The organism is Symbiobacterium turbinis (assembly GCF_055383075.1).
This window is the reverse complement of sequence record NZ_AP042433.1, coordinates 1448025-1473511: the sequence shown is the minus strand read 5'-3', so window position 1 is coordinate 1473511 and position 25487 is coordinate 1448025. Positions and strand designations below refer to the sequence as shown.

Here is a 25487-nt window from a genome sequence, read left to right as displayed (position 1 = left end):
GCACACGATGTCCGCGCTGACCAGAGAAGAGGCGGCCCTGCGGCACGCCGACGAGCATCCTGCCCCTGAGCCGAGCAAGCATCTCCGAGCAGGCTGGTACGTCCTGCTCGCCGCCCTGCTCATCGCCGGCGGAGCGGCCATCTTCCACCGCACCGTAAACGGCCTGGCCACCACCAACCTGACCTCGATCACCCCCTGGGGGGCGTGGATCGCGTTTTACATCTACTTCGTCGGCCTGTCGGCCGGGGCGTTCCTGCTCTCCAGCCTCATCTACGTCTTCGGCATGACCCGGTTCGAGCGGCTGGGGCGCATGGCCCTGCTCACCGCGCTGGTGGCGATGATCGTCGCCCTCTCCTTCGTGCTGCTCGACCTTGGCCGCATGGAGCGGGCATTCAGCGCCCTGGTCTACTTCAACTGGCTCTCGCCGCTGGCGTGGGAGATGCGGTTCTACCTGATCTACATCCTGCTGCTCGCGGCCGAGCTCTGGTTCGCGATGCGGGTCGACCTGGTGCGCAGGGCCGACCGGTCGCGGCTTGCCCGGTGGCTCAGCTTCGGCAGCAAGTCCCTGGACACCGCGCGGGACCACCGCATGCTTCGCATCCTCGGCACCATCGGCGTGCCCATCGCCATCTTCGGCGTGCACGGCGGCACTGGCACGATCTTCGCCATCGTGAAGGCCCGGGGCATGTGGTTCTCGGCGCTCACGCCCATCGTCTTCATCGTGTCGGCTTTGGTGTCGGGCACGGCGCTGCTGGCCCTGCTCTACATCCTGCGGCAGAAGGCCCTGAAGCGGCCCGTGGACGGCGGGATGGTGGCCGACCTGGGCCGGCTTCTCGGGGCGTTCCTCCTGGTGGACCTGGGCCTGCTGTTCTACGAATACCTGGTGCCGCTGCTCTCCATGGCGCCGCACGACACCGGCGTCATGCACCTGATGATGGAGGGGCCCTACGCCTGGACCTTCTGGATCTTGCAGTTGGGCATCGGCATGGTGGCTCCTGCGATCATCCTGATGACCCGCCTGCGGGAGTCGGTGCCGCTCACCGCCGTGGCAGCCCTCATGGTGGTGGTGGGCATCGTCGGGGTGCGGTTCAACATTGTCGTGCCGCCGCTCATCACGCCGGCGCTTGAGGGGTTGCCCGCCGGGCAGTACTTCCCGAACGCGGTGGAGTGGTGGTCGAGCGCCGGCATCATCGCCATGGGGCTGCTGCTCTTCAGCCTGGCCGCGGACCTGCTGCCTGTCGACGAGGATGTTCACGTGATCGGAGGGACGGCTCATGACTGACGACCGCAAGCGCAGCACCGCAGAGACCGCCGGCACTCAGAAGGCCGGCGTTACCCGCCGCCAGTTCGTCGCCGGGGCGGCCGTGGTGGGCGGCTCCATCGCCGCCATGCCCCTCCTGGGCGGCGGCATCTCCCAGGCCTTCGACGATCCCTTCGCCAACACCAAGACCCACGGCGCCGGCTCGTTCGGCGAGGAGGCCCCGGCGGAGCGGGTGATCTACACCACCTGCGAGCAGTGCCAGACCCATTGCACCATCAAGGTGGTCCTGACCGATCCGGCCAAGACCGGCGGCAAGGCCTACGTGCGCAAGATCGCCGGCAACCCCTACTCGCCGCTCAACACGGTGCCCTACGACCAGATCCCGTACGACACCTCGCCCTTCGACGCCGCCAGGGGCCACGGCGACCTGGCCAGGGACGGCCGGCTCTTCGCCGGCGGGCGCACCTGCCTGAAGGGGCAGGCGGGCATCCAGACGGCGTACGACGGCTACCGCATCGCCAGGCCCCTGAAGCGGGTGGGCCCCCGGGGCTCGGGCGAGTGGCAGACCATCTCGTGGGAGCAGGCCATCGAGGAGATCGCGGAGAAGCTCCGGCCGCACATCGCCTTCGTCGACAAGGAGCCGGTGATGGCGGACTGGGCGAAGGTGAAGGCCGGCGAGATGACCTGGGAGGCGTTCGACGCCAAGTACAGAGACGTCCTCATCGACACGCGCCACCCGGACCTGGGCCCCAGGTCCAACCAGATCGCCTTCGTCTTCGGCAACCGCGACGACTTCATCACCCGGATGTTCAACCAGGCCATCGGCACCGTGAACACCTTCAACCACGGCGGCATCTGCGGCGTGCCTGGGGTGGCCGCGAACGTGCGGGGCCGGAACGGCAACCAGCTGAAGAAGCGGCAGTACGCCGATCTGGATCACTGTGAGTACCTGATCGCCTGGGGCACCAACCTGGCGGTGGCCAACAAGGGGCCGACCTGGCTGGCGCCGCGCCTCATGAACGCCATCGAGCGGGGCATGAAGCTGGTGGTGGTGGACCCCCGGCTCTCCCGGACGGCGGAGAAGGCGCACCTCTGGGTGCCGGTGAAGCCGGGCATGGACATCGCCCTCGCCTTCGGCATGATCCGCTGGATCATCGAGAACAAGCGCTACGACGAGCGCTACCTGCGCAACCCGGGCAAGAAGGCGGCCGCGGCCGACGGCGAGCCCACCTGGTCCGACGCGACCCACCTGGTGAACCTCTCTCACCCCAACCGGCCGAAGCTGCGGGCGAAGGACATCGGCCTGGAGGGAGACGCCTTCGTGGCCCTGCAGGACGGCGTGCCGGTGCCGGCCACCGAGGCCATGGACGGCGAGCTGGAGGTCGACACCGAGATCAACGGCATCCGGGTGAAGTCGGCCTTCACCCTGCTGAAGGAGCGGGTCTTCGAGAAGTCCATCGCCGAGTACGCCGAGATGGCCGGGGTGCCCGAGGCGACCATCGTCGAGATGGCGCGCAACTTCACCTCCCACGGCAAGCGGGCGGTCGTCGTCTCCTACCGGGGTCCGGCGATGCACACCAATGGCTTCTACGCCGTCTACGCCATCGGCATCCTCAACTACCTGATCGGCAACCACGACTGGAAGGGCGGCGAGAACTCCTCGGCAGTGCGGTACAAGGAGACCTCCGGCAGCCGCTACGACGTGTCGAAGGTGGAGGGGGGATACACGCCGTGGGGTGTGCCCATCACCCGGGAGAAGCAGGTCTACGAGCAGACCACCCTCTTCGAGCGGGACGGCTACCCGGCGAAGCGGCGCTGGACCTTCCTCGGCGGCAACGCCTGCCACGAGGTGATCCCCTCGGCGTACGACGAGTACCCCTACGGGCTGAAGGCCCTGTTCATCAACCGGATGTCGCTGGTGGAGTCCGCCCCCGGCGGCAACTACCAGGCGGAGATGCTGAAAGACGAGCAGAAGCTGCCGCTGGTGGTGGCCTTCGACCTGGTGATCGGCGGCACGTCGCAGTACGCCGACTACATCCTGCCCGACCTCTCCTACCTGGAGCGGTGGAACCTGCTCTCCATCTACCCCAACCAGAACCTGAAGGAGAGCCACATCGAGCAGCCGGCCTGCCACGTGATGGACGGGCCCCGGGCGGTGGAGGATGTGCTGATCGACCTGGGCAAGGCCCTGGGGCTGAAGGGGTTCGGCCCCAACGCCTTCCCGGGCGGCCACAGCCTGGACCGGGCAGAGGACTACTACCTGAAGATCGTGGCCAACATCGCCTTCGACGAGGAGCCGGTGCCGGATGCCTCGCCGGAGGAGCTGGAGCTGTTCAGCCGGTCCCGGCGGATCGCCCTGGGCGACCGGTACGACGAGGAGGCCTGGAAGGCGGCGGTCACGCCCGAGGAGTGGCCCAAGGTGGTCTACGTGCTGAACCGCGGGGGCCGGTTCGCCCCGCCGGACACCGCCTACGAGGGCGAGTGGCTCGCGATGCGCTTCGGCGGGCAGGTGAACCTGTACGACGAGGTGGCGGCGCGGCAGAAGTCGTCGTACACGGGCAAGTACTACGACGGGACGCCGATGATCTGGGGGGCGGTGGACTACACCGGCAGGGAGATCGAGGACAACCTGCCGCTGCAGTTCATCAACTGGAAGTCGAGCCACCTCTCCAACCACCGGACCATCGGGAACGCCTGGCTGCGGGAGATCCGGGAGGAGAACCCGGTGTGGATGCACCCGAAGGATGCCGCCGCCCGGGGGATCCGCAGCGGGGACCGGATCCGGCTGCGGTCGGCCTCGCACACGGTGGAGGCGACGGCTTACCTCACCGAGGGCATCCGGCCGGGGGTCGTGGGGGCCGAGTTCTCGTACGGCCACGAGACGTACGGGGCGAAGGCGGTGACCATCGACGGGGTGGTCATCCCGCCGGTTACGGCTTACGGCCACACGGGCTACGACTTCCGGCAGACGGGCACGGAGCCGACCGGGCTCGCCCCGGGCCGGGGCACGGGCTTCCGGGTGAACGACCTGATCCGGCAGGACGAGAACCTGGGCCGGGGTTCGAGCCTGGTGGATGCGCTGACCAACGCCAGCGCCCAGTACGACACGTGGGTGGAGGTGGAGAAGATTTAGGCGGCAAGTAGCAGACCGACCGACCCTCTGTCCGCGAGGGTCGGTCGGTCTGCTCTCTGCTATGGGTGGGGCGCTCAGCCGCCGGAACCTGCCGCGCTGTGATTCGTCGTATGAATCAGACGGAGCCGATCGTCGCGGCCGTGCTGGCGGTCTTGGCGCCGGCCTCGCCGGGGCAGTTGCTCATTCGCGGGGCATCTGCCTACTCGCCAGGGCACCTGCCTGCTCACCGGGGCATGCAGACTGCGGCCGGGTCCGGCGGTTTGTCTCTGCCATGGGGAGGCGTCTTGCATGAACGGAGTCGAGTACGTCAACTGGGGCGGCGGGAGAATCCGGCTGGAGTGGCTGGATGCCCCTCGGGAACTGCCGCCGGTTGAGCTCATCACCAGCGTCCACAGCCTCTGCTTCCTGGACGGTAAGTTGATGCTGGTCGACCTGAACCATCGGGGATGGGACATTCCCGGCGGGCACCGGAACCCCGGCGAGTCTGCCGAGGCGTGCGTCTTGCGGGAGACGATGGAGGAGGGTTACGTGCGCGGGGTGCCCACCCTGGTAGGGCTGGTGAAGGTGGACCACAGCGAGAACGACCAGTGGCAGCCGGGGGGCAAGTACCCCAGGATCGGCTACCAGGCCTTCTACCGGGTGGACATCACGGAAGTGCTGCCCTTCGGCGCGGAGTTCGAGTCCGCCCGCCGGGTCTTCGTTCAACCCGAGGAGGCGCGGACGCTGCATCCCCGGTGGAGCAGGATGCTGGAACGGGCACTGTCCGCGGCCCTGGCCCCGGGCCCGCGCGGCGCCCCCGGCGAGAGGCCCTAAACCCGGAGAGAACCCCGGAAGCCCCGGGAAGCGTAGTATGACTCGGCGCCGTTGTGGTAGGTCCAGACCGTGTTGTAACGGCGGTCGCAGAAGATGGCGCCCCCGAGCTTCCGGATCTCCGGGGGCGTCTTCACCCAGCTGGACGTCTTCGTGTCGAAGGCGCCCAGCTTCTGCAGCTCCCGGTACTCCTCCTCGGTGAGCAGTTCGATGCCCATCGCCTCTGCCATGCCCACCGCGCTGCCCTCGGGCTTGTGTTGCTTGCGCGACTCCAGCGCGGCGGGGTCGTAGCAGAGGCTCCGGCGCCCCTTGGGGCTCTCGGGCGCGCAGTCGTAGAAGATGTACTCGCCCGTCTCGCGGTCGAACCCCACCACGTCCGGTTCCCCGCCCGTCCGCTCCATCTCGTGGAGCGACCACAGCTTCTCCGGGCGGGCCTCCAGCCTGGCCTGCACGTCCGCCCAGTCCAGGCCGGGGTGGCGGTGCATGTTCTTCTCGAACCGGACCTTCAGGGTGCGGAGCAGCGCTTCCCGCTGATCCGGCGCAATCTCGCGGCCTGCCTTGTCCATCACGTTCACACCACCTTCTGCAGAGCCCGGCGCAGCCTTCCTGTGCGCCGGGCGTCACCTTGTGCTGCGCACGGCGCGGCACGAACCCCCGGATAGGGTTTCCGTCCCCGGGATCCTCTGCTGCCACTGCCCCCGGTGGGGGTTCCTGCCATTCTACCGGCTCAGGAAACATGCGTCAACGCCAGCGCGACAGGATGGATGTCCCGGTCCGGCGAAATCGTCTCGCGAAGGGAGAGGAGAGCCGTGCTGGACCTCCTGGTCATCTTCTTCGCACAGGCGACCTACGTGTCGATTACGACGGTTCGGTGGATCATCCTCGTCAAGGGCCGGCGGTTGCTAGCCTCGGCCATCAGCTTCTTCGAGCTCATCCTATACGTCTACGCGCTGGGACTCGTCGTCACGCAGCTCTCCAACCCTTTGAAGATCGCCACCTACGCGCTGGGCTACGCCGTGGGCTCGCTGGTGGGCAGCAAGATCGAGGAGCGGCTGGCGCTGGGCTACGTGGTGTTCCAGGTCATCACCGATCGCATTGGACGGGTGGCGCCGCAGTTGCGCGAGCGCGGGCTCGGGGTGACCGACTGGCGGGCGGAGGGCCGCACGGGTGAGCGGGAGGTGCTCATGGTCGTGGCCCGCCGCAAGCACGGCCCGCGGGTGATGCAGCTCCTGGAGGAGCTGGACCCGCACGCCTTTGTCGTGCAGCTTGACGCCGCCGCGTACAAGGGGGGCTTCCTGCAGCGGGTGCTGCCGCACTGAGTGGACCGCGTCAACCGCAAGGCGCCCCGCTGCCGGGGCGTCTCGTCGCGTTGTGCGGGCGGGATCGGCGTGGAACCCGGGCTTTGGACCTGGGCTTGGGATCCAGGCTTGGGACTCGGCTTGGGATCCAGGCTTGGGACACGGCTTGGGATCCAGGCTCGGAACCCCGGCCTGTTGGCAGTGGTCTAACGGACCAGGGGGTTGATCTGGCATGAAGAGATGGCTGGTCTGCGCTGCCGTTCTCCTCAGCGCCCTCGGGGTGGGTTGCGCCGGCCCGCACCCCACCGGCGCGCCGTCGCCCCGCGCGGGCGAAGGGGTCGCCGTGTCCGACAATACACCAGCCGCCGGGGAGGGGGAGCAGGTCCCCGCCGCCCCCGCCAGCGCTGTTGCCGCCCAGGGCGAACAGTCTGAGCCTGTGCCGGACGTCGCGGCAGCAATCCTGGCGCGCCTGGAGGGGATGTCACCGACCGAGGCTGCAGGCGTGAAGGACGGGTGGCAGATCCCCGGATGGGCGGTCTATTGCGCCGGCACTGCCGAGGCTCCGGAGGAAGCGGTGCTTGCCTGCCAGTGGGGCAAGGGCTACAACGTGATGAACGACGGCCGGATGCTCTTCTGGCGTGAAGATGGCCTGTGGCGAAGCCAGCCGTTTCCGCTGGAGGGCCTGGAGGGGGTGGGCAACTTCCACGGCCTGCGGCGAGAGGGAGACCTGCTGCAGGTGGTGATGAACGTGGGCGGCGGCCAGACCCGGTTTGTGGCCCAGGTGGGGCTCCAGGTGCACGAGGGCGGGGAGTGGCGCGCGGTGTGGGGGCCTGAGCCGCCCGCACCCGACACGGTGGTCGCCACGGTGTTCCTGCCCTCGCAGGGCATCGACCGGTACACGCGCTTCGTGGGTGTGGGCGGAGCCTCCGTGCGGGAGGACTGGGAGCGGGAGGGCTCGCGGTACGTGCTGCGGGACCGGATCGAGCTGACCCCCGCGGAAAGCGTCGTGGCCGGGTTCGTGCAGGTGCTGCTCATGGAGCCGGAAGCGGAGCGCTGGCGCTCGGCGACCGCCGATGCGTTGGAGACTGCTCTGGAATTGGAACTGCCTTCGAGGCTCAGCGAAGGGTTCACCGTGAGGAGCGTTGGCGACGGCGAGGTGCTGCTCGAAGCGATCGACGCTGCCGGGGCCTGGCTGGTGACCGTCGTCGAGGCCGATGGCCGCACGATGGTGACGGCGATCAGGCCAGCTTGATCTTGGGAGGACTGCCGATGCCCGCGATTCAAGAAGAGATCCTTGCCTTCCTGATGCATGACGTTGCGCTGCTGCACGATTCGCAGGCCCCGTCGCCTCTGCGGGAGCGGCTGGATGCGGCCATGCGGGCTGAGGTGGAGGCCCTGCGCTCGGGCGTGCCGATTGGGCGCCACTCGACTGAAGCGCAGGGGCATATTGAGCAGAGCGGAGCGGAGGTACGTGAGCGAGCGGAGGTACGTGAGCGTGAGCGGCGCGAGGCGCTAGCGGTGATCCGGGCCGCCCGGGAACTGCTCGCCCGAGCTGAGGAGGCCCTGCGCGATGCGGCGGCGGGGCTTGACCTGCCGCTCTTCCGGGCGCACCGAGCGGTCTACGCCACCCCCCATCTGCCGCCCATGAACTGCAACTGGATCGACTACGGCCTGCTGGCCGGCCGCAACCCGCTGACCGCGCTGGACGCCGAATGGCTCCTGGCCCGGGGTGTCACCCACGTGCTGGATCTGCGCGAGCCGTGGGAGTGGGCGCCGCCCCGGTTCGGGCAGGAGGCGCTGGACGCGCTGGCGGACCGTGTGCTGCGCCGGCACATCCCGGTCGTGGACATGGGCCCGCCCACCCCGCGCAGTTCGATGAGGCCGTCGCCTTCCTGGAGGAGAGCCTGCGGCAGCCCGGCAGTGTCGTGTATGTGCACTGCCGGGCCGGCGCCGAGCGCACGGCGGCCATCCTGGTGGCGTTTCACGCCCGCCGGCACGGCCTGAGCTACGACGCCGCCCTGCAGGAGCTGCGCCGCCGCCGGCCTCTGCTGAACCCCCTGCCGGTGCAGGAGGCGGCTACCCGGCGGTGGCTGGCGGGGTAGCGTGGCAGCATGCCAGCAATCGTGGAGGCCCACCCGCGAGGGTTGGGCCTTTGTCGATTCGGGGAGTGCGCTGCGTTGCTCGCATAGGAATGCAGGGCGCAGGGCGGCCGTGTTCTGCGCCTTTCCTCCCAGGTCGTGCGCGATTGGCACGACGAACTCGCACATTGTGTGAGAGACCTGGCAGGTGACGGCGTCGGGGGCGACTCTTCCCTGGCCTGCTCCCGGCATCTTCGCCCACTGCGGTGCAAGGCGAAACCGTGCGCCTCCAGCCCGCGTCTCCGCGGGCTTTTTCGTGCCGCATCCTCCCACGCTATGCGCGTTTGGCAGGCCAAACGCGCACTTCGAGTGAGAGACGAAGCAGCGGACGACGCCGTGAGTGCCTCTTCCCCATCCTGATCCAGGCCATCATCGTCCACTTCTGTGTAAGCCGTTCCCGTGCGCCCTGACCCGCGTCTACGCCGGGGCCTTCGCGGCAGCATCCTTCCACGCTTTGCGCGTTTGGCACGGCCAACTCGCATTTCGTGGGAGGAACCTGGGAGCAGGTGACGTTACCGCCGCCTCTTCCCTGGCCTGCTCCCGGCCATCTTCACCCACGGCGGTGCAAGACGAAGCCGTGCGCCTCTAGCGCGCGTCTGCGCGGGCCTTGTTCGCGCCGCATCCTCCCACGAAATGCGCGTTTGGCAAGGCAAACTCGCATTTCGTGGGAGGAACCTGGGAGCCGTTGACGTCACCGCCGCCGTTTCCCTGGCCTGCTCCCGGCCATCTTCGCCTACGGCGGTACAAGACGAAGCCGTGCGCCCCTAGCCCGCGTCTTCGCGGGGCCTTTTTCGCGCCGCATCCTCCCACGCTATGCGCGTTTAGCACGGCTAACTCGCAGATCGTGTGAGAGACCTGGCAGGTGACGGCGCCGCGGGCGCCCCTTTCCCGGCCTGCTCCCGGGCAACTTCGCCCACTGCGATCTAAGTCGTGCCCGGGCACCCTGCCCCGCGCCTTCGCCCAGGTCTTCCCGGCCACATCCTCGCACGCTTTGTGCGTTTGGCTCGGCAAACTCGTACCTCGTGTGAGGAACTACGAGCAGGCGATGCCTACAGGTGCCATTTCTCCAGACTGGCCCATGCTGTTGCCAGGGTCCATCCGGCCGCCAAACTCCCACGGTTTGCGCGTTTGGCAGGCCAAACTCGCAGATCGTGTGAGAGACCCGGCAGCGGACGGCGCCGAGGTCGTCCCTTCCCCGGCCTGCTCCCGGCCATCTTCGCCTACTGCGATGTAAGTCGTGCCCGGGCGCCCTGGCCCGCTCCTTCGCCCGGGTCTTCCCGGCCACATCCTTCCGCGCTTTGCGCGTTTGGCACGGCAAACTCGCACATCGTGTGAGGTGCCCGGGGAACGCGACGCCCCGACCGCCTCCTCTTCGGCCTGCTCCCGGTCCTATGTGCCTGCTGCGGTGTAAGGTGGCGCCGGCGGATCTAGTACCGCTTCCACGCCAGGATGTTCCAGGACGCACCCTCCCACGCCTTGCGCGTTTCGTACAACAAACTCGCACATCGTGCGAGAAACGCGGTAGCAGACGGCCCCGAGGCCGCCTCTTCCCCGGCCTGCTCCAGGCCACCTTCGCGTATTGCGGCGCAGGCGCACTGGCCCGCATCCATTCACGGGCCTTTCCGGCCCCACCCTCCCACGCTTTGCACGTTTGGCACGGCAAACTCGCACATCGTGTGAGACGAAAAGAGTCAAGCGGGCCCAAGGCGTACACGTCTCCGCCAGTTGCAGTGTCGATTACGCAAGATGAGGACGGTTCGGGCGAAGCCAAGCGCCTTCGCCCGAACCGTCCTCACGTGTCTTGCGCGTTCCTCCCCGTCGACTGCCACCATACAAGCCGCGGTAACCGTTACCGCTTCACGGGGATCCAGATCTCGCTGCGGAAGTTGGGCGACGACGTATCGTCGCTCTCGTTCCACAGGATCTCAGGACCATCGGCCGCCTCGTACCCGGAAGAGGGGAACCACTCGGCGTAGATGCGTGCCCAGGTGCTCTGCAGCGCCTCAGGGAACGGGCCCACCGACTCGAACACGGCCCAGGTGAGCGCGGGGACCTCCAGGGCCTGAAAGCCCGGCGGGCAGGGGCGGTCGGTGGCCGCGCCGATCCACTGGTCCAGCGAGCCGCCGTCCTCACGCCCCTCCGAGAAGTTGAGCGAGGCCTGAACGATGCCCTGGGGCTCCACGTTGGACAGGGCCTTCAACTGCTGAACCCCTTCCATACCCAGGTCCTTCCACATGGAGGCGATCTCCGGGTTCACCCCGTGGTACTGCAGGGTCACGCGGCGCATGATGCCTACGATGCGGAAGGGTTCCTTCTCCACGATGCGGTAGCGCATGTCGGTGCCTCCTCGGATGGTCAGTTGGAAGGCCATGCGGGAAAATGCCCTGAGGGTGCGGCCGGGCTGCCGGGCCTGGGAGGGCGGGATGCCGTGCTCTGCCTGAAAGGCGCGGGCGAAGGCGTCGGGCGACTCATAGCCGTACTTCAGGGCGACGTCGATGACCCGGGCCCCTGCGGCCAGTTCCTGCGCGGCCAGCGTCAGCCGCCGCCGGCGGATGTAGACCGAAATCGGCATACCGGCGAGCGCCGCGAACATCCGGCGGAAGTGATACTCCGAGCAACCGGCGACGCGGGCCGCGGCCCGAATGTTCACCTCCCCGTCCAAGTGCGCCTCGATGTGGGCCAGGGCAGCGTTCAGATCGTGCAGCGGATTCAATCGCATGACCTCCCTCGCATCCCAGCTTAGTAGAGGCGTCGCACCGCTGCCCGACTGCACGAGTGCAGCTGTTGCAGGGTCGCCAGGTGCCGTCGCTGGGCACCGGGTACCGGGGGTCGGGAACTGGGCACCGGGCCCAGCCCCAGCCCCAGCCCCAGCCCCGGACCCAGACATGGTGCGGCGCCTGTAAACGACCTACCGCCAGGCGTCGCGGGCGATGTAGTCGAACAGCAGCCCGCTCGTGCACCTGAGCGGCACGTCCACCCACTCGCCGCCTGTGCGCAGGGCGAGGTTCAGCGGAACGCACGCCCCGCTGCGAAGGGCGGGGATGAGCCGTCGGAAGCGGTCGAGCCGGGCCGCCAGGACCGCCTCCCGCGCCGCATGCGACAGCGCAGCGGGCTCCGCGAGCTCCACCCGCCGGCCGTCGCGGATCATCGCCACGCCCGAGACCTGCGCGGCGGTCCAGATGCGCCCGCCGACGGGGTACAGATACATGCCGGCCAGCACGCAGGCTGCCGCTGCCAGAAGCACGATCGCCTTCCGCACCCAGGCCGCCGCTGCCACGAGCACGATTGCCTTCCGCACCCAGGCCACCTCCGATCGCGTGTGCCGCGACGGGTCAGAATCGCGACACGCCTGACCAAGCGTATTCGCCTGCCGGGGCTTCCCGACCTTCATCCAAGCACAGGGAGCCGCCGCCCGGGATTCTCCTCCCGGGCGGCGGCCTTTTCGGCGCCAACAAGGCTACCGCCGCGTGCGCACCGTCGTGTAGATGCCGTTGTCCGTGCCCCGCACGAACAGGTAGAGTCGGTCGGCGAAGCGGACGCCCTCCGGCCCGCTGGGCGTGCGCCCCTGGCCGGGCACCTCTGACCAGCCGGTCCACTGGCCCCGCCGGTCGCGCACATTCAGGTAGATGCCGTCGTCGGTGCCACGCACCAGCAGGTAGAGGTTGCCCCGGTAGACGACGGCGCCGGGGCCGCTGGGGGTGCGCCCGCCGCCCGGGATCTCGCTCCAGCTGCTCCACTGGTTCGCGCCCTGCATGGCGGCGCCGTAGATGCGGTTGTCGGTGCCCCGCACGAAGAGCCAGAGCGTGCCCATGTACGACACGATGGCCGGGGCGTCGGGCGTGGCCCCCGTGGGCACCCGCTGCCATCCTCGCCACTGGCCATCGTAGCGCTGCACGTAGACGGCGTTGTCCGTGCCCCGCACGGCCAGGTAGAGCGCGCCCCGGTGCACGGTCACGGCCGGGCCGCTGGTGGTGAGCCCGCCGCCGGGCACCTCCGTCCAGCGGCTCCACCGGTTGCCGGTGAGCCGGTTCTGGTAGATGCGGTTGTCGGTCCCCCGCACGAAGAGGTGGAGGGAGCCCCGGTACGCGGTGCCGGCCGGCGCGCTGGGGGTCCGCCCCTGGCCGGGGACCTCCCACCACTCGCCCCAGCCGGTGCGGCGGCTCATCCGGTTCCAGTAGATGCCGCTGTCGGTGCCCCGCACGAAGAGGTGCAGGTCGTTCTGATACGTGACGGGGGCGGGGGAGTCGAGGGTGGCCCCGGTGCCGATTCGCCGCCAGTTGGACCAGCCCGTGCGGCTGAGGGGCCCGCCCTCCTGCCGCAGGTTCCACTCCACGTCGCGCTCGTCGTCCCAGTCGTCATCGTCCCGGTCGTCGTTCCAGTTGTCATTCCAGTCATTGTTCCAGTCGTTGTTGTTCCAGTCGGGCCGGCCCCAGGGCGGCCTCTGCGCGATGAGGCCGGGCCAGCCTGGAATCCACCAGGGTGGCTGGTGCATCGGTATCCTCCTCCGTAAGTACGCTCATGGCCAGCGTATGCCGCCCGGCGCCCGTTGGCGTCAGCCTGTGCGGCACGGCGGCATGTGATAGTTCGTCGGCGCCAGGGGGTCGGCCGCCGGAAGACCTGTGCCACCCGGCTGAACGGAAGTGCCGCGCGCACACCAAAAGCTTTTGTCCAACATAGCGCGAAATAACTATTGACCACTCCGCCCTCCCCGGCTATAAATGCATTGAACAGTTGCACAGTACTGCACAATTGTTCACTTGGGACGGTTCGATGTACGGGGCCGATTCCCACGAGTCAGCGAAGGTGTGAAGAGGGGGCGGTTATCAGCGTGAGCAATCAGGCGAAGTCCCTGACCTGGCAGGACCAGGTCCACCGGGTGGCCCGGCGGATCCGCATGCGGGTGCTGGAGCACACCCTCAACAACAACGGCGGTTACCTGAGCCAGGCGTGCTCGTCGGCAGAGACGCTGGCGACCCTGTACCTGAAGGTCATGAACCTGGGTCCCAGCGAGGCGCCCATGGTGCCCCTGCCGTTCCCGGGCGTTCCCGGCCCCGGGAACAAGAACTACTTCACCGGCGCGGCGTACAACGGACCCCGCGCGCCCCACCTGGATCGCTTCTACCTCTCTCCCGCCCATTACGCCCTGGTGCTCTACGCGACCCTGATCGAGGTCGGCCGCATGGCGCCGGAAGGGCTGGCGCAGTTCAACCAGGACGGCAGCTCGGTGGAGATGATCGGCGCCGAGCACTCGCCGGGCATGGAGGTCACCTCCGGGTCGCTGGCTCAGGCGCTGAGCCAGGCGATCGGCGTGGCGCTGGCCCGCCGCCTGCGGGGCGAGACCGGCCGCACCTGGGTCTACCTGTCGGACGGCGAGTTCCAGGAGGGCCAGACCTGGGAGGCCATGCAGTTCCTCTCCTTCTACAAGCTGGACAGCGTCGGCATCTACGTCGACGTCAACGGCCAGCAGTGCGACGGCACCACCGAGTCGGTGATGTCCATCGAACCCCTGAAGGCCCGCCTGGAGGCGTTCGGCGCCCGGGTCTTCCAGGTGGACGGCCACGACCCGGACGCCCTGGCCGCGCCGGCGGAGCTGGAGCCCGATGGACGGCCGCTGGTGGTGCTGGCCTACACCGACCCCTGCCGCGGCCTGGACCTGCTCCGGGAGAGGGCCCCCAAGCTGCACTACGTGCGGTTCAAGGGTCCGGAAGAGTGGCAGCTCTACGCGGATGAGCTGCGGAAGATGCAGGCGGAGGAGGGGGTATAGCATGGAGATCCTGAAGCGGGTGCACGCGCAGAACCTGGTGGAGTGGGCCAAGGACAAGCCGGAAGTGGTCGTCCTGTCGGCCGATCTCACCAGTTCCAGCGAAGCGGACCTCTTTCGTGACACGTACCCGGACCGGTTTTACAGCTGCGGGATCGCCGAGCAGAACATGCTGAGCATCGCCGGCGGAATGGCCCGCGAGGGGCTCTACCCGTATGTTCATACCTTTGCCGTCTTCATCTATCGGCGTGCGTACGATCAGATCGCGATGTCCATCGCGTACCCCAACCTGCCTGTCCGCATGATCGGCTTCCTCCCCGGCATCCTCACCCCCGGCGGGGCGACCCACCAGGCGATTGAGGACATCGCCGTCATGCGGGCCCTGCCCAACATGACGATCCTCGAAACCGGCGACGCCACCGACGTGGAGTCGGTGCTGGACGTGGCGCAGGCGGTGGAGGGCCCCGTGTACGTCCGCATGCTCCGGGGTGAGATCCCGCGCCTGTTCGATGCCAGCGAGCCGATGGTGTTCAACCGGGCCCGGGTGCTGAGCCGCGGGACCGACATCGCGCTCATCACCTCCGGCATCTGCACGGAGGAGGCCATGCGGGCCACCAACGTGCTGCGGGAGCGGGGGGTCTCCATCCAGCACCTGCACGTGACCACCCTGAAGCCCTTCACCGACCCGACCGTGCTGGAGGCGGCGGAAAGCGCCAAGTACGGCGTCATCACCATGGAAAACCACTCGATCATCGGCGGCCTGGGGACGGCGGTGGCGGAGGTCATGGCCGAGGCCGGCCTGGGCAAGCGGCTCGTGCGCATCGGCATTCCCGACGTCTTCTCCCACGGGGCCAGCCGCCAGTACCTCATGAAGGAGCTGGGGCTCGACGCGGCCGCGCTGGTCCGCAAGGTCGAGGAGGTGGTGGGCCAGCCGCTGGGCATCACCGAGGACGACCTGGCCGCCGTCCGGCTCACCGCAGTCCACAGCGATGCCAAGGCGGAGGCGCTGTAATGATGCTACCGAACCCTACGCTGAACCTTTCAGGTGACCGATTTACTGTACACTACCGCATCGCCCTGGCCGACGAGCAGGAGGCGCGGGCGTTCGCGGAGGCGGTCTGCGTCGAGCAGACGGTGGAGTTCCCCGAGCCGCTGGTGCCCAGGGGCGACATCCGGCAGAAGATCGTCGGCCGGATCGAGTCGCTGCAGCCCGTCGCTCCCCAGGGCTTCGAAGCCGTGATCAGCTACGCGGTGGAGATCACCGGCTTCGAGCTGACCCAGTTCCTGAACGTGCTCTTCGGCAACACGAGCATCAAGCCGGCCATCCGCGTCGAGCGGTTTGACCTGCCCGAGTCGCTGCTCAGGAGCTTCCGGGGCCCCCGGTTCGGGGTGCAGGGGCTGCGGGAGTACCTGAACGTGCACGACCGGCCGCTGCTCTGCACGGCGCTGAAGCCGCTCGGGCTGTCGGCGGCCGACCTGGCGAACCTGGCGTATCACCTGGCCCTGGGCGGAATCGACATCATCAAGGACGACCACGGCCTGGCAGACCAGGAGTTCGCCCCGTTTGAGGAGCGGGTGAAGCTGTGCTCGGAAGCGGTCGAGCGGGCCAACCGGGAGACCGGCCGGCGGGCGATCTACATGCCGCACGTGGCCGGGCCCGTCGACACCATCGTGGAGCGGGCCCGGATGGCCAAGCAGGCCGGCGCCGGCGGGCTGCTCATCTCCCCGGGGCTGGTCGGGTTTGACACCATGCGGCTCCTGGCGGACGACGATTCCCTCGCCCTGCCGATCATGAGCCACCCGGCCCTGCAGGGCAGCTTCGTGACCAGCCCGGCCAGCGGCATCTCCCACTTCGCCCTCTTCGGGCAGATCGCCCGGCTGGCCGGGGCGGACGCCTCGGTCTACCCCAACTGGGGCGGCCGCTTCTCCTTCAGCCAGGAGGAGTGCCGGTCCATCGCCGAAGGGGCCGCAGTGCCCATGGGCCACATCAAGCCCGTCTTCCCGACCCCCGGCGGCGGCATGAGCCTGGAGCGGGTTCCCGAGATGCTCCGGTTCTACGGCCGCGATGTGATCCTCCTGATTGGCGGCGGGCTGTTTCAGGCCGGCCCCGACCTGGTGGCGAACTGCCGCGACTTCCTGGCGACCGTCTCCGCTTAGAAAGGGGGAGTGAGCCGTGCCCTACCGTGTGCTCGGTCCCGACGACCCGGCCCTGGCCGCCCTGGATGAAGCGCTCAGGGCGCACCCCGAGTGGGAGACCAGTCTGACCATCGTGCCCTGGGCCGAGTACCGGGACAGGCTGATGCAGACCCTGGGCGCGCCCGAGGCGCCCTACCATGCGGTGTTTGTGCCAGGGCACGTCTGGGTGCCAGAATTGGCGGACGCGGGCCTGCTGGCCGCCCTGGACCCGATTCTGGACAGGCTTCCTGAGCTGGTGGACCGCTACCAACCGGATGACGTCCTTCCTTCCCTGGCCCGGGAGAGCCGGTTCCGGGGGGCCCAGTACATGCTGCCCTTCTTCTCCGACGGCCATCTGCTCTTCTGCAGGGCGGATGCGGCCGCCCCCGGCTCCGACCAGGCGGTGCCGCTGATCGCTCCCGGCGAGATCGCCGGGCTGGCGGCCAGGGCCCACCGTCCGCCTGAGCGCTACGGATTGGCGCTGAAGGCCCACCCCAGCGAGATCCTGCTGGACTGGCTCCCCTACCTGTGGAGCGAGGGGGGCGACGTTCTGGACGAGGACGGCCGGCCGGCCTTCGCCGGCCCGGCGGGGGTCAGGGCGCTGGAGGCGTACTGCGCCCTGCGCCGGTACTGCCCGTCCGACACCGACCAGTACGGCAACGCCGAGATCGCCGCCCTGCTCCGGCAGGGGCGGGTGGGGATCGCCGCCACGTGGGGCGGCCAGGCGGCGGCGATCATGCTGGCGCCGGATGCCGCAGGCGCCGCCTACCGGGTGGGCACCTTCCCGCAGCCCTGGAATGGCACGTGGGGCATTGCCATTCCGGCCAACCTGCCGCCGGCCGCGCAGGAGGGCATGCTTGCTGTACTGCTCCAGGCGGCGGGGCCGGAGACCGACCGGGCGGTGACCCGGGCGGCGGGCAGCCCGGTGCGCCGGTCCAGCTACAGCCCCGCCGAGCTGGCGAAGTACCCCTGGCTCGCGGCGCAGTACGAGATGGTGAAGCGGGCCAGAACCCTGCCGATTCACCCGCGGGTGGGGGCCTTCCTGGGCGCCCTGTACGCCGCGGTTCACGACGCCTTCACCGGAAAGGCCACGCCGCGGGAGGCCCTGGCTGCGGCCGAGTCGGCGGTCCGCCGTGCCATGCAGGGGGGTTAGCCGCCATGCAAGTGCACAGCGAGGCGGATCTGAAGGTTCTGGTTGCGTGGATGTACTACGACGAGGGGCTCACCCACGAGAAGATCGCCCAACGGCTCGGCATGTCCCGGGTCTCGGTGACGCGGCTGCTGCAGAAGGCCCGCCGGGAGGGCATCGTGCAGATTCACATCACCCGGCCGCTGCCCGTGCAGTTCCGTATGGCGAAGCAGCTCGAGGAGACCTTCGGTCTGAAGCGGGCCATCGTCGTGCGGTCGTACCCCGAATACCGGGTCACGCTGGACGCCCTGGGCGGCGCGGGGGCGCAGTACCTGCAGAGCCTGCTGTTCCCGGGCTGCCGGCTGGGGGTGGCCTGGAGCGAGACGGTGCGGCGCATTATCCCGTACCTGCAGCGGCCGAAGCAGCCGCTTGGCGGCACCATCAACGAGCTGGTGGGCACGCGCACGGTGCAGACCAACCCGTTCAGCGTGAGCGGCCAGCTGGCCAACGCCCTGGGGATGCCCCTGGAGACCCTCCCGGTCCCGGTGGTGGTGCAGAGCCCGGCGGCGCGCGACGCCATCATGAGCGAGGAGTCGATCCGGACCGCCATGGAGCACGCCCGCCAGTGCGACATCGCCTTCGTCGGGCTGGGCGATGTGGGGCCGGAGTGCACCCTGGTCCGCACCGGCCACCTGTCGGCCCAAACGGTCGCCGAGTTCCGGGAGCGGGGCGCCGTGGGCGACATCCTGATGCGCTTCTACGACAGCAACGGGGAGTACGTCCCGGGCCCGCTGGAGTCGTGCATCATCTCTCTGGAGTGGGCCGACATCAAGCGGCTGCCGCACATCGTGGCGATGGCCGCCGGCCCGCGAAAGGTGGATGCGATTCTGGGCGCCCTGCGCGGCCGCCTGATCCACAGCCTGATCACGGATACCGATACTGCCCGGCAAATACTGGGAAAGGCCGGTGTCAGTGAAATTTAAGGTTCCGATCTCAAGTGTAGGAGGGGTTCACACATGAGAAGGTACCTGGCTGCGCTCCTGTCCCTGGTGTTGATTGTCGGTCTGACGGCGTGCTCCAAGCCCGCCTCGACCCCGGCGCCGAGCGAGACCCAGACCCCGTCCCAGACCCAGACCCAGACCCAGAGCGAGACCGGCTCTGTCGACCCGGCCCTCGAAGGCGTTCCCGAGGCCTTGACGTCGAAGCAGATCCGCGTGGCCGTGGTGCGCAACCTGCCCTCGGACGACCACACCAAGCAGTTCCTCGACGGCGCCCGCTCCGAGGGTACGGCCTTCGGCTTCCAGGTCGACACCTTCCTCTCGGACGGCGACGACACCCGCTTCCAGGAGCTGATCGCCCAGGCCATCCAGAAGGGCTACGACGGCCTGATCGTTTCCCACGGCAAGATCGACTACTCCTACGATGTGCTGAAGCCCGCCGTGGACAAGGGCATGAAGGTGGTCGCGTTCGATACCTTCATCGACAAGGACGGCGAGACGCTGCCCGAGATCACCCTCACCTTCCAGGACGACTTCAAGCTGGCCGAGCTGTCGCTGGAGGAAGTCGTGGCCCTGGCTGAGGGCGACGAGCCCGTGCGGGTGCTGAAGCTCTGGATGGCCGGCTTCCCGCCGCTGGATCGGCGCCAGACCATCTACAAGGAGTACGAGGATGCCGGCAAGATCGTGACCCTCGAGACGGTCGGTGTCTCCAACTTCCAGGACGTGCAGGGTGACATCGCCGCCAAGGTCGGCGCGCTGCTGGCCAAGTACCCGCCCGGCACCGTCGATGCCATCTGGGCCTGCTGGGACGAGATGGCCAAGGGCGCTTACCAGGCCCTCGTGGAGAACAACCGTACGGACATCCCGATGATCTCCATCGACATCTCCAACCAGGACATCAACCTGATGCGCGAGCCCGGCAGCCAGTGGCTGGCCACCGCGGCCGTGGACCCGCACCTGATCGGTGTCGTGAACATGCGCCTGCTGGCCAAGAAGTTCGCCGGCGAGCCGACGCCCGTCGAGTACAACCTGGAGGCCATGCTGGTCAAGCAGGAGCAGCTGAAGCCTGAGACCAACATGACCAACCTCGGCGACGTCGTGCCGGGCTGGGGCACCTCCGACGCCTTCAACGAGCCCTGGATGGAGACCCTCCGCGCCCACTACGGCAAGTAGCCGTTGATCCGTGATGAGCCAGCCACAGCTGCACACAGTCGCGATGGAGTCCATCTCCATCGAGTTCCCCGGCGTAAAGGCGCTGTCTGACGTCGATTTCAACCTGCGCAGCGGCACCATCCACGCGCTGGTCGGGGCAAACGGCGCTGGAAAGTCCACGCTCATGAAGGTTCTCTCCGGAGCCTACAACCACTACACCGGCAGGATCTTCGTGAACGGTCAGGAGGTCGACATCCGCACACCGCGCGACGCCAAGAAACTCGGCATCCAGATCGTCTACCAGGAGGTGGACACGGCCCTGATCCCGCACCTCAGCGTGGCGGAGAACATCATGCTGGACGTGCTGGTCAACAGCATGGGCCGGAGGCAGTTTGTCAACTGGTCAGAGATCCACGCGTCGGCGGAGCGGGTGCTCCAGCGCCTGAACATCGACCTGGACACAGACGCGCTGATTCAGGACCTCAGCCTCGCCCAGAAGCAGATGGTGCTGATCGCACGGGCCATCGCGGAGGAGACCCGGTTCCTGATCCTGGACGAGCCCACGGCCCCGCTCAGCAACACGGAGACCGAGGAGCTGTTCCGGGTGGTCGAGGACCTGGCGTACAACCAGGGCGTCGGCGTGGTCTTCATCTCCCACCGGCTGCCGGAACTGTTCGCCATCTGCCGGGAGATTACCGTCATGCGGGACGGCACGGTGGTCACCAGCCGCCCCATGAACGGGCTCACCGCGAACGACGTCGTGGAGCTGATGCTCGGCCGCAAGTTCGAGGAGAACTACGCCAAGCGGCCGGTCGAGATCGGGGACACGCTGTTTGAGGTGAAGGGCCTCACCGAACTGAATGGTGCGGTGACCGACGTGAGCCTCACTGTGCGCAGCGGCGAGATTGTTGGCGTGGCCGGTTTGGTGGGGGCGGGCAAGACCGAACTCTGTAAGACCATCTTCGGAGCCTTGCCCGCCCGCTCCGGGCAGATGCTGCTCAGGGGCAAGCGGCTCAACGTCACCTCGCCCCACGCCGCGGTGAAGCAGGGCCTCGCGCTGGTGCCCGAGGAGCGGCGGAAGGAAGGGGTTCTGGTGGAGGAATCGGTGGTCACCAACCTCACCGCCGCCAGCCTGGAAAACTTCACCGGCGCGCTGCACTTCATCAGGAAGCAGGCTGAGCGAGCCACCGCACGCAAAGTCATCGCAGACCTGAAGGTGAAGACCCCCAGCGAAGAGCAGAAGGTTGCCTACCTGTCGGGCGGTAACCAGCAGAAGGTGGCCGTGGGCAAATGGCTCATCGCCGATGCCGACATCTACATCTTTGATGAGCCCACCAAGGGCGTGGATGTCGGGGCGAAGCGTGAGATCTTCGACCTGATCGGCCAGCTCGCGGCCATGGGTAAGGGGATCATCTACGCGTCGTGCGAGCTGTCCGAGATCCTCGCGATCACCGACCGCACGTACGTCATGTACGACGGCCGGATCGTGAAGGAGCTGCGGACGGCGGAGACCACCGAACAGGAAATCCTGTACTGGTCGACAGGGGGCAAGTGATCCATGCTTGCAAAGACGGAGACCACGCGGGCCCCTCTGGGTGCCCAGGTTCTCAACTTCATCACCAAGTGGGGCACCGTGCTCACGATCGTCCTGCTCCTGGTCTTCTTCTCCATCGCCTCGCCGTCGTTCCTCACCGTATCCAACCTGATCACGATCCTGCGGAGCATCTCGATCGTCACGGTGATCGCCGTGGGCGTCACCATTTCGCTGACGGTGGATGGCTTTGACCTGTCCGTCGGCACGGTGGCCACCCTGGCGGACGCCCTGGTCATCTCGTTTTTCGTCTGGTACGGCTGGTCGACGCTGCCGGCCATCGCGGCGGCCCTGTTGTTCTCGCTCGTCGTGGCCGCCATCAACGCCACGCTGATCGTCAAGGTCCGCATTCCCGACCTGCTGGTCACGCTGGCCACCATGTTCATCTTCGAGGGCGTGGCCCTCACGTACACCGGCGGCGGCTCCATCAGCCAGGGCATGCCCCGGCTCGACGGCACGCCGACCTTCGGCACGATCCCCAACTCTTTCAAGATGATCGGGCAGGCGCCCTGGATCATCATCATCATGCTGGTCGTGGTCGCCGTCGTGCATATCTTCCTCAACTACACCAAGCACGGCCGCTATCTGTACGTGGTCGGCGGGAACAGGGAGGCGGCGCGGCTTTCGGGCATCCCTGTGAACCGCTACCGCACCCTGGCGTACATCCTGTCCTGCTTGCTGGCAGCCCTGGGCGGCATCATGCTGGCCGCACGCCTCGGTTCGGCGCAGATCAACGCCGGCGCCGGCTACCTCATGCCTTCGGTGGCCGCGGCCTTCATCGGGTTCTCGGTCGCCGGCCAGGGCCGGCCCAACGCCATCGGCACGTTCCTGGGCGCCGTTCTAGTGGGCGTGCTGGAGAACGGCCTCGTGATGCTGTCGGTTCCGTACTACTCAATGAACATCGTGAAGGGCGCCGTGCTGGCGCTTGCGCTGGCGATGACTTACTTCCGCAAGAAGTGAGTCTGAAACGATAGGGCACGGGAGGTATGGTGGATGGCGAAGTTCGACCAGTATTTCCTCATGAAGCCCGAAGACGTCATCGAGTATGTAAAGACCCAGTTTGACATATTCGCTCCCGACGCCGACCTGGAGTGCAAGGAGATCGGCGACGGCAACCTGAACTATGTCTTCCGGGTGTGGGACCCGGGCTCGGGCGCATCGTTGATCGTGAAGCAGTCCGGCGACACCGCCCGCATCTCCGACGAATTCAAGGTTTCCATCGACCGCAACCGCATCGAGGCGGAGGCGCTGATGCTGGAGGGCAAGCTGGCTCCCGGGCTGGTCCCGAAGGTGTACAAGTACGATCCGGTCATGAACTGCACGGTGATGGACGATCTGTCGGACCACCAGATCATGCGCACCGCGCTGATCAAGCACGAGAAGTTCCCGCTGTTTGCCGACCACATCACCACGTTCATGGTCAACACGCTGCTCCTGACCTCCGACGTGGTCATGGACCACAAGGAGAAGAAGGAACTGGCCCGCCGTTTCGGCAGCCCCGACCTCTGCGAGATCACCGAAGACCTGGTCTACACCGAGCCGTTCAACGACTACAAGGGCCGGAACCTGGTTTTCCCGCCCAACCTGGAATGGGTGAAGCGGGAGATCTACGGCGACCAGGAGCTGCTCTTCGAGGTCAGCAAGCTCAAGTTCGACTTCATGACCAAGGCCCAGGCCCTCATCCACGGCGACCTGCACACGGGCTCGATCTTCATCAAGCCTGACTCCACGAAGGTGATCGACCCGGAGTTCGCATACTACGGGCCCATGGGTTACGACATCGGCAACGTGGTGGCCAACCTGATGTTCGCCTGGGCCAACGCCGACGCCACCATTGAAGATGAGGCACAGCGGGCGGACTACATCGACTGGCTGGAGACGACCATCGTCGACGTCATCGACCTGTTCCGCGCCAAGTTCTTGAAGGCCTGGGATGAGCACGCCACCGAGGTTCTGGCCCGCACGGCAGGCTTCAAGGAGTGGTATCTCGAAACCGTCATGGAGGACACCGCGGGGGTGGCGGGGCTCGAGCTCTGCCGCCGGATTCTGGGCATCGCCCAGGTGAAGGACATCACCTCCATCGCAGACCCCGACAAGCGGGTGCGGGCGGAGCGCGTCTGCCTGACCACGGCGAAGGAGTTCATCAAGGACCGCCGCCGGTTCCAGACGGGCGCCGACTTTGTCGCCCCCTTCAAGCGGGCCCTGGCGCAGTTCCCGCGGCAGTGACGGAAAGAGGGGAGTGCAGGTATGACGCAGGGTAAGCAGATCGTCCCCGTGGCGCTCGACGACGCAGACAGCGCGCTGGTGATCGTCGACCAGACCCTGATTCCCAACGAGACCAAGTACCTCCGGCTGAAGACGCAGCCGGAGATCTGGGAGGCCATTCACGTGCTCCGGGTGCGCGGGGCCCCCGCCATCGGCATCGCGGCGGCCTACGGCGCCTACCTGGGCGTGAAGGGCTCGGCGGCTGCGGACTTCGACGCCTTCTACGCCGAGTTCAAGAAGGTGAAGGAGTACCTGGCCTCCTCCCGCCCGACGGCGGTGAACCTGTTCTGGGCTCTGGACCGGATGGAGGACTGCGTGTTGCGCAACCGGGAGCGGCCGATCGCGGAGATCAAGGAGGCCCTGCGCGCTGAGGCCGACGCCATCCGGGACGAGGACATCCGGGCCAACCGCGCCATCGGCGAGTACGCCCTGTCGCTGCTGGAGCCCGGGATGGGGATTCTCACCCACTGCAACGCAGGAGCGCTGGCTACGGCAGCTTACGGGACGGCCCTGGCCCCGATCTACCTGGGCCAGGAACGGGGGTATAACTTCAAGGTGTTCGCCGACGAGACCCGGCCGCTGCTGCAGGGCGCCCGACTCACGGCCTACGAGCTGATGCAGGCCGGGGTCGACGTGACCCTCATCTGCGACAACATGGCCTCGATGGTGATGAAGAACGGCTGGGTGCAGGCGGTCTTCGTCGGCTGCGACCGGGTCGCGGCCAACGGCGACACGGCCAACAAGATCGGCACCTCCGGCGTGGCGATTCTGGCGAAGAACTACGGCATTCCGTTCTACGTCTGCGCGCCGACGTCCACCATCGACATGAACTGCAAGACCGGGGCGGACATCGTGATCGAGGAGCGCAAGCCCGAGGAAGTCACCGAGATGTGGTACGCGAAGCGGATGGCGCCGGAGAACGTGAAGGTCTACAATCCGGCCTTCGACGTGACCGATGCCGAGTTCATCACGGCGATCATCACCGAGTACGGCATCGCCCGCCCGCCCTACACCGAGTCGCTGCAGGAGCTGTTCCGGCGCAAGGAGGCGGCGGAAGGCCGGGCGTGACCATGCAGGCGGCTATGCGCTACATGAACGAAGCGGAAGCGAGACGGCTGATGGTCGACATTGGCCGCCGCATGTACCTGAAGGGCTTTGTGGCGGCCAACGACGGCAACATCAGCGTGAAGATCGGGCCGGAGGAGCTCCTCGTGACGCCCACCGGGGTCTCGAAGGGCTACATGGATGCCGACATGATGGTGAAGGTGGACCTGGAGGGGCGGGTGCTCTCCGGCGGACGCCCCTCCTCGGAGCTGGCGATGCACCTGCGGGTGTACCACGAAAATCCGGAAGTGATGGCCGTGGTGCACGCGCACCCGCCCGTGGCCACCTCGTTCTCCATCGCCGGAATGGCCCTGGACCGGCCGATCCTGACGGAGGCCATCCTGAACCTGGGCGCGGTGCCGCTGGCCCCGTACGCGACCCCGGGAACGCAGGAGGTTCCCGACTCCATCGCCCCGTTCTGCCGCACGCACAACGCAGCGCTGCTCTCGAACCACGGCGCGGTGACCTGGGGTAAGGACCTCCTGGAGGCGTGGTACCGCATGGAGTCGGTGGAGTACTACGCCACGATCCTGATGTACACGGGCAACATCATCGGCCGGAGCAACGAGCTCTCCTGCACACAGGTCTCGGAGCTCGTCAAGATTCGTGAGCGGATGGGGATTCGTTCGGGTGGAGTGCCAGGCTGCAAACCGGAAGACTGAAAGTCGCATT

22 protein-coding genes are annotated in these 25487 nt (G+C 67.6%); 18 read left to right on the top strand and 4 right to left on the bottom strand.

Annotation, left to right across the window (positions count from 1 at the left end):
- Positions 1–7 precede the first annotated feature (7 nt).
- From nrfD to ACZ45O_RS07205, 3 genes are all read left to right on the top strand, one after another.
- The gene (gene nrfD / locus ACZ45O_RS07215) at positions 8–1282 is read left to right on the top strand and encodes an NrfD/PsrC family molybdoenzyme membrane anchor subunit (RefSeq protein WP_464856967.1); all 1275 of its coding nucleotides are present in this window, start codon (positions 8–10) and stop codon (positions 1280–1282) included.
- Positions 1275–4394: a tetrathionate reductase subunit A gene (locus tag ACZ45O_RS07210; RefSeq protein WP_464856965.1), complete on the top strand. Its 3120-nt coding sequence runs from the start codon at positions 1275–1277 to the stop codon at positions 4392–4394. Before nrfD ends, ACZ45O_RS07210 begins: the two co-directional genes overlap by 8 nt.
- A gap of 288 nt (positions 4395–4682) precedes the next feature.
- The gene (locus tag ACZ45O_RS07205; RefSeq protein WP_464856963.1) at positions 4683–5207 is read left to right on the top strand and encodes an NUDIX hydrolase; all 525 of its coding nucleotides are present in this window, start codon (positions 4683–4685) and stop codon (positions 5205–5207) included.
- On the opposite strand, the gene ACZ45O_RS07200 is transcribed toward ACZ45O_RS07205, so the two are convergent.
- On the bottom strand, positions 5204–5770 hold the full coding sequence (locus tag ACZ45O_RS07200; protein ID WP_464856961.1) for a DUF4256 domain-containing protein: 567 nt from the start codon (positions 5768–5770) through the stop codon (positions 5204–5206). The genes ACZ45O_RS07205 and ACZ45O_RS07200 overlap by 4 nt on opposite strands.
- Before the next feature lie 243 nt (positions 5771–6013).
- On the opposite strand from ACZ45O_RS07200, the gene ACZ45O_RS07195 reads away from it, so the two are divergent.
- The 4 genes from ACZ45O_RS07195 (at position 6014) to ACZ45O_RS07180 (ending at position 8604) form a co-directional block, all read left to right on the top strand.
- Positions 6014–6523: a DUF2179 domain-containing protein gene (locus ACZ45O_RS07195; protein ID WP_464856959.1), complete on the top strand. Its 510-nt coding sequence runs from the start codon at positions 6014–6016 to the stop codon at positions 6521–6523.
- A 211-nt stretch (positions 6524–6734) separates the two neighbouring features.
- Positions 6735–7754, top strand: a complete 1020-nt coding sequence (locus ACZ45O_RS07190; protein WP_464856957.1) for a hypothetical protein — start codon at positions 6735–6737, stop codon at positions 7752–7754.
- A gap of 17 nt (positions 7755–7771) precedes the next feature.
- Complete coding sequence (locus ACZ45O_RS07185) at positions 7772–8506, top strand: hypothetical protein (protein WP_464856955.1); 735 nt, start codon at positions 7772–7774, stop codon at positions 8504–8506.
- Positions 8428–8604, top strand: coding sequence for a hypothetical protein (locus tag ACZ45O_RS07180; protein ID WP_464856953.1), 177 nt, complete (start codon positions 8428–8430; stop codon positions 8602–8604). The genes ACZ45O_RS07185 and ACZ45O_RS07180 overlap by 79 nt, the downstream gene beginning before the upstream one ends.
- Positions 8605–10489: 1885 nt before the next feature.
- On the opposite strand, the gene ACZ45O_RS07175 is transcribed toward ACZ45O_RS07180, so the two are convergent.
- From ACZ45O_RS07175 to ACZ45O_RS07165, 3 genes are all read right to left on the bottom strand, one after another.
- Positions 10490–11353 carry an AraC family transcriptional regulator gene (locus ACZ45O_RS07175; RefSeq protein ID WP_464857690.1) on the bottom strand — a complete coding sequence of 288 codons (864 nt, stop codon included), beginning with the start codon at positions 11351–11353 and terminating at the stop codon, positions 10490–10492.
- A 195-nt stretch (positions 11354–11548) separates the two neighbouring features.
- Positions 11549–11938 (bottom strand): hypothetical protein, encoded by a 390-nt coding sequence (locus tag ACZ45O_RS07170; RefSeq protein ID WP_464856951.1) that lies wholly within the window; start codon positions 11936–11938, stop codon positions 11549–11551.
- A gap of 159 nt (positions 11939–12097) precedes the next feature.
- On the bottom strand, positions 12098–13132 hold the full coding sequence (locus ACZ45O_RS07165; RefSeq protein ID WP_464856949.1) for a DUF8189 domain-containing protein: 1035 nt from the start codon (positions 13130–13132) through the stop codon (positions 12098–12100).
- Positions 13133–13468: 336 nt separating this feature from the next.
- On the opposite strand from ACZ45O_RS07165, the gene ACZ45O_RS07160 reads away from it, so the two are divergent.
- Genes ACZ45O_RS07160 through ACZ45O_RS07110 form a run of 11 tightly spaced genes read left to right on the top strand, consistent with a single transcriptional unit; the run spans position 13469 to position 25477 of the window.
- Positions 13469–14404 (top strand): transketolase, encoded by a 936-nt coding sequence (locus tag ACZ45O_RS07160; RefSeq protein ID WP_464856947.1) that lies wholly within the window; start codon positions 13469–13471, stop codon positions 14402–14404.
- Between the two features lies 1 nt (position 14405).
- The gene (locus ACZ45O_RS07155; RefSeq protein WP_464856946.1) at positions 14406–15413 is read left to right on the top strand and encodes a transketolase family protein; all 1008 of its coding nucleotides are present in this window, start codon (positions 14406–14408) and stop codon (positions 15411–15413) included.
- Positions 15413–16558, top strand: coding sequence for a RuBisCO large subunit C-terminal-like domain-containing protein (locus tag ACZ45O_RS07150; RefSeq protein WP_464856945.1), 1146 nt, complete (start codon positions 15413–15415; stop codon positions 16556–16558). Before ACZ45O_RS07155 ends, ACZ45O_RS07150 begins: the two co-directional genes overlap by 1 nt.
- 16 nt (positions 16559–16574) lie before the next feature.
- On the top strand, positions 16575–17729 hold the full coding sequence (locus ACZ45O_RS07145) for an extracellular solute-binding protein (RefSeq protein WP_464856943.1): 1155 nt from the start codon (positions 16575–16577) through the stop codon (positions 17727–17729).
- Positions 17730–17734: 5 nt separating this feature from the next.
- Positions 17735–18688, top strand: coding sequence for a sugar-binding transcriptional regulator (locus ACZ45O_RS07140; protein ID WP_464856941.1), 954 nt, complete (start codon positions 17735–17737; stop codon positions 18686–18688).
- 33 nt (positions 18689–18721) lie between these two features.
- Entirely contained in the window at positions 18722–19876 is a 1155-nt protein-coding gene (locus ACZ45O_RS07135; RefSeq protein WP_464856939.1) for a sugar ABC transporter substrate-binding protein, read from the top strand.
- A 13-nt stretch (positions 19877–19889) separates the two neighbouring features.
- Positions 19890–21410, top strand: a complete 1521-nt coding sequence (locus tag ACZ45O_RS07130) for a sugar ABC transporter ATP-binding protein (RefSeq protein ID WP_464856937.1) — start codon at positions 19890–19892, stop codon at positions 21408–21410.
- A 3-nt stretch (positions 21411–21413) separates the two neighbouring features.
- A complete protein-coding gene (locus ACZ45O_RS07125; protein ID WP_464856935.1) occupies positions 21414–22406 on the top strand; it encodes an ABC transporter permease in 993 nt (330 codons plus the stop codon).
- Between the two features lie 33 nt (positions 22407–22439).
- Positions 22440–23672 carry an S-methyl-5-thioribose kinase gene (mtnK, locus tag ACZ45O_RS07120; RefSeq protein ID WP_464856934.1) on the top strand — a complete coding sequence of 411 codons (1233 nt, stop codon included), beginning with the start codon at positions 22440–22442 and terminating at the stop codon, positions 23670–23672.
- 21 nt (positions 23673–23693) lie between these two features.
- Positions 23694–24779, top strand: coding sequence for an S-methyl-5-thioribose-1-phosphate isomerase (mtnA, locus tag ACZ45O_RS07115; protein WP_464856932.1), 1086 nt, complete (start codon positions 23694–23696; stop codon positions 24777–24779).
- 2 nt (positions 24780–24781) lie between these two features.
- Positions 24782–25477 carry a class II aldolase/adducin family protein gene (locus tag ACZ45O_RS07110; RefSeq protein ID WP_464857688.1) on the top strand — a complete coding sequence of 232 codons (696 nt, stop codon included), beginning with the start codon at positions 24782–24784 and terminating at the stop codon, positions 25475–25477.
- Positions 25478–25487: the final 10 nt, after the last annotated feature.

Coding starts and splice junctions, on each gene's coding strand:
- ACZ45O_RS07110 (WP_464857688.1), top strand. CDS start 24,782: ATGCAGGCGGCTATGCGCTACATGAACGAAGCGGAAGCGAGACGGCTG.
- ACZ45O_RS07165 (WP_464856949.1), bottom strand. CDS start 13,132: ATGCACCAGCCACCCTGGTGGATTCCAGGCTGGCCCGGCCTCATCGCG.
- ACZ45O_RS07140 (WP_464856941.1), top strand. CDS start 17,735: ATGCAAGTGCACAGCGAGGCGGATCTGAAGGTTCTGGTTGCGTGGATG.
- mtnA (WP_464856932.1), top strand. CDS start 23,694: ATGACGCAGGGTAAGCAGATCGTCCCCGTGGCGCTCGACGACGCAGAC.
- ACZ45O_RS07155 (WP_464856946.1), top strand. CDS start 14,406: ATGGAGATCCTGAAGCGGGTGCACGCGCAGAACCTGGTGGAGTGGGCC.
- ACZ45O_RS07125 (WP_464856935.1), top strand. CDS start 21,414: ATGCTTGCAAAGACGGAGACCACGCGGGCCCCTCTGGGTGCCCAGGTT.
- ACZ45O_RS07200 (WP_464856961.1), bottom strand. CDS start 5,770: ATGGACAAGGCAGGCCGCGAGATTGCGCCGGATCAGCGGGAAGCGCTG.
- ACZ45O_RS07190 (WP_464856957.1), top strand. CDS start 6,735: ATGAAGAGATGGCTGGTCTGCGCTGCCGTTCTCCTCAGCGCCCTCGGG.
- ACZ45O_RS07150 (WP_464856945.1), top strand. CDS start 15,413: ATGATGCTACCGAACCCTACGCTGAACCTTTCAGGTGACCGATTTACT.
- ACZ45O_RS07210 (WP_464856965.1), top strand. CDS start 1,275: ATGACTGACGACCGCAAGCGCAGCACCGCAGAGACCGCCGGCACTCAG.
- ACZ45O_RS07205 (WP_464856963.1), top strand. CDS start 4,683: ATGAACGGAGTCGAGTACGTCAACTGGGGCGGCGGGAGAATCCGGCTG.
- ACZ45O_RS07185 (WP_464856955.1), top strand. CDS start 7,772: ATGCCCGCGATTCAAGAAGAGATCCTTGCCTTCCTGATGCATGACGTT.
- ACZ45O_RS07130 (WP_464856937.1), top strand. CDS start 19,890: ATGAGCCAGCCACAGCTGCACACAGTCGCGATGGAGTCCATCTCCATC.
- nrfD (WP_464856967.1), top strand. CDS start 8: ATGTCCGCGCTGACCAGAGAAGAGGCGGCCCTGCGGCACGCCGACGAG.
- mtnK (WP_464856934.1), top strand. CDS start 22,440: ATGGCGAAGTTCGACCAGTATTTCCTCATGAAGCCCGAAGACGTCATC.
- ACZ45O_RS07135 (WP_464856939.1), top strand. CDS start 18,722: ATGAGAAGGTACCTGGCTGCGCTCCTGTCCCTGGTGTTGATTGTCGGT.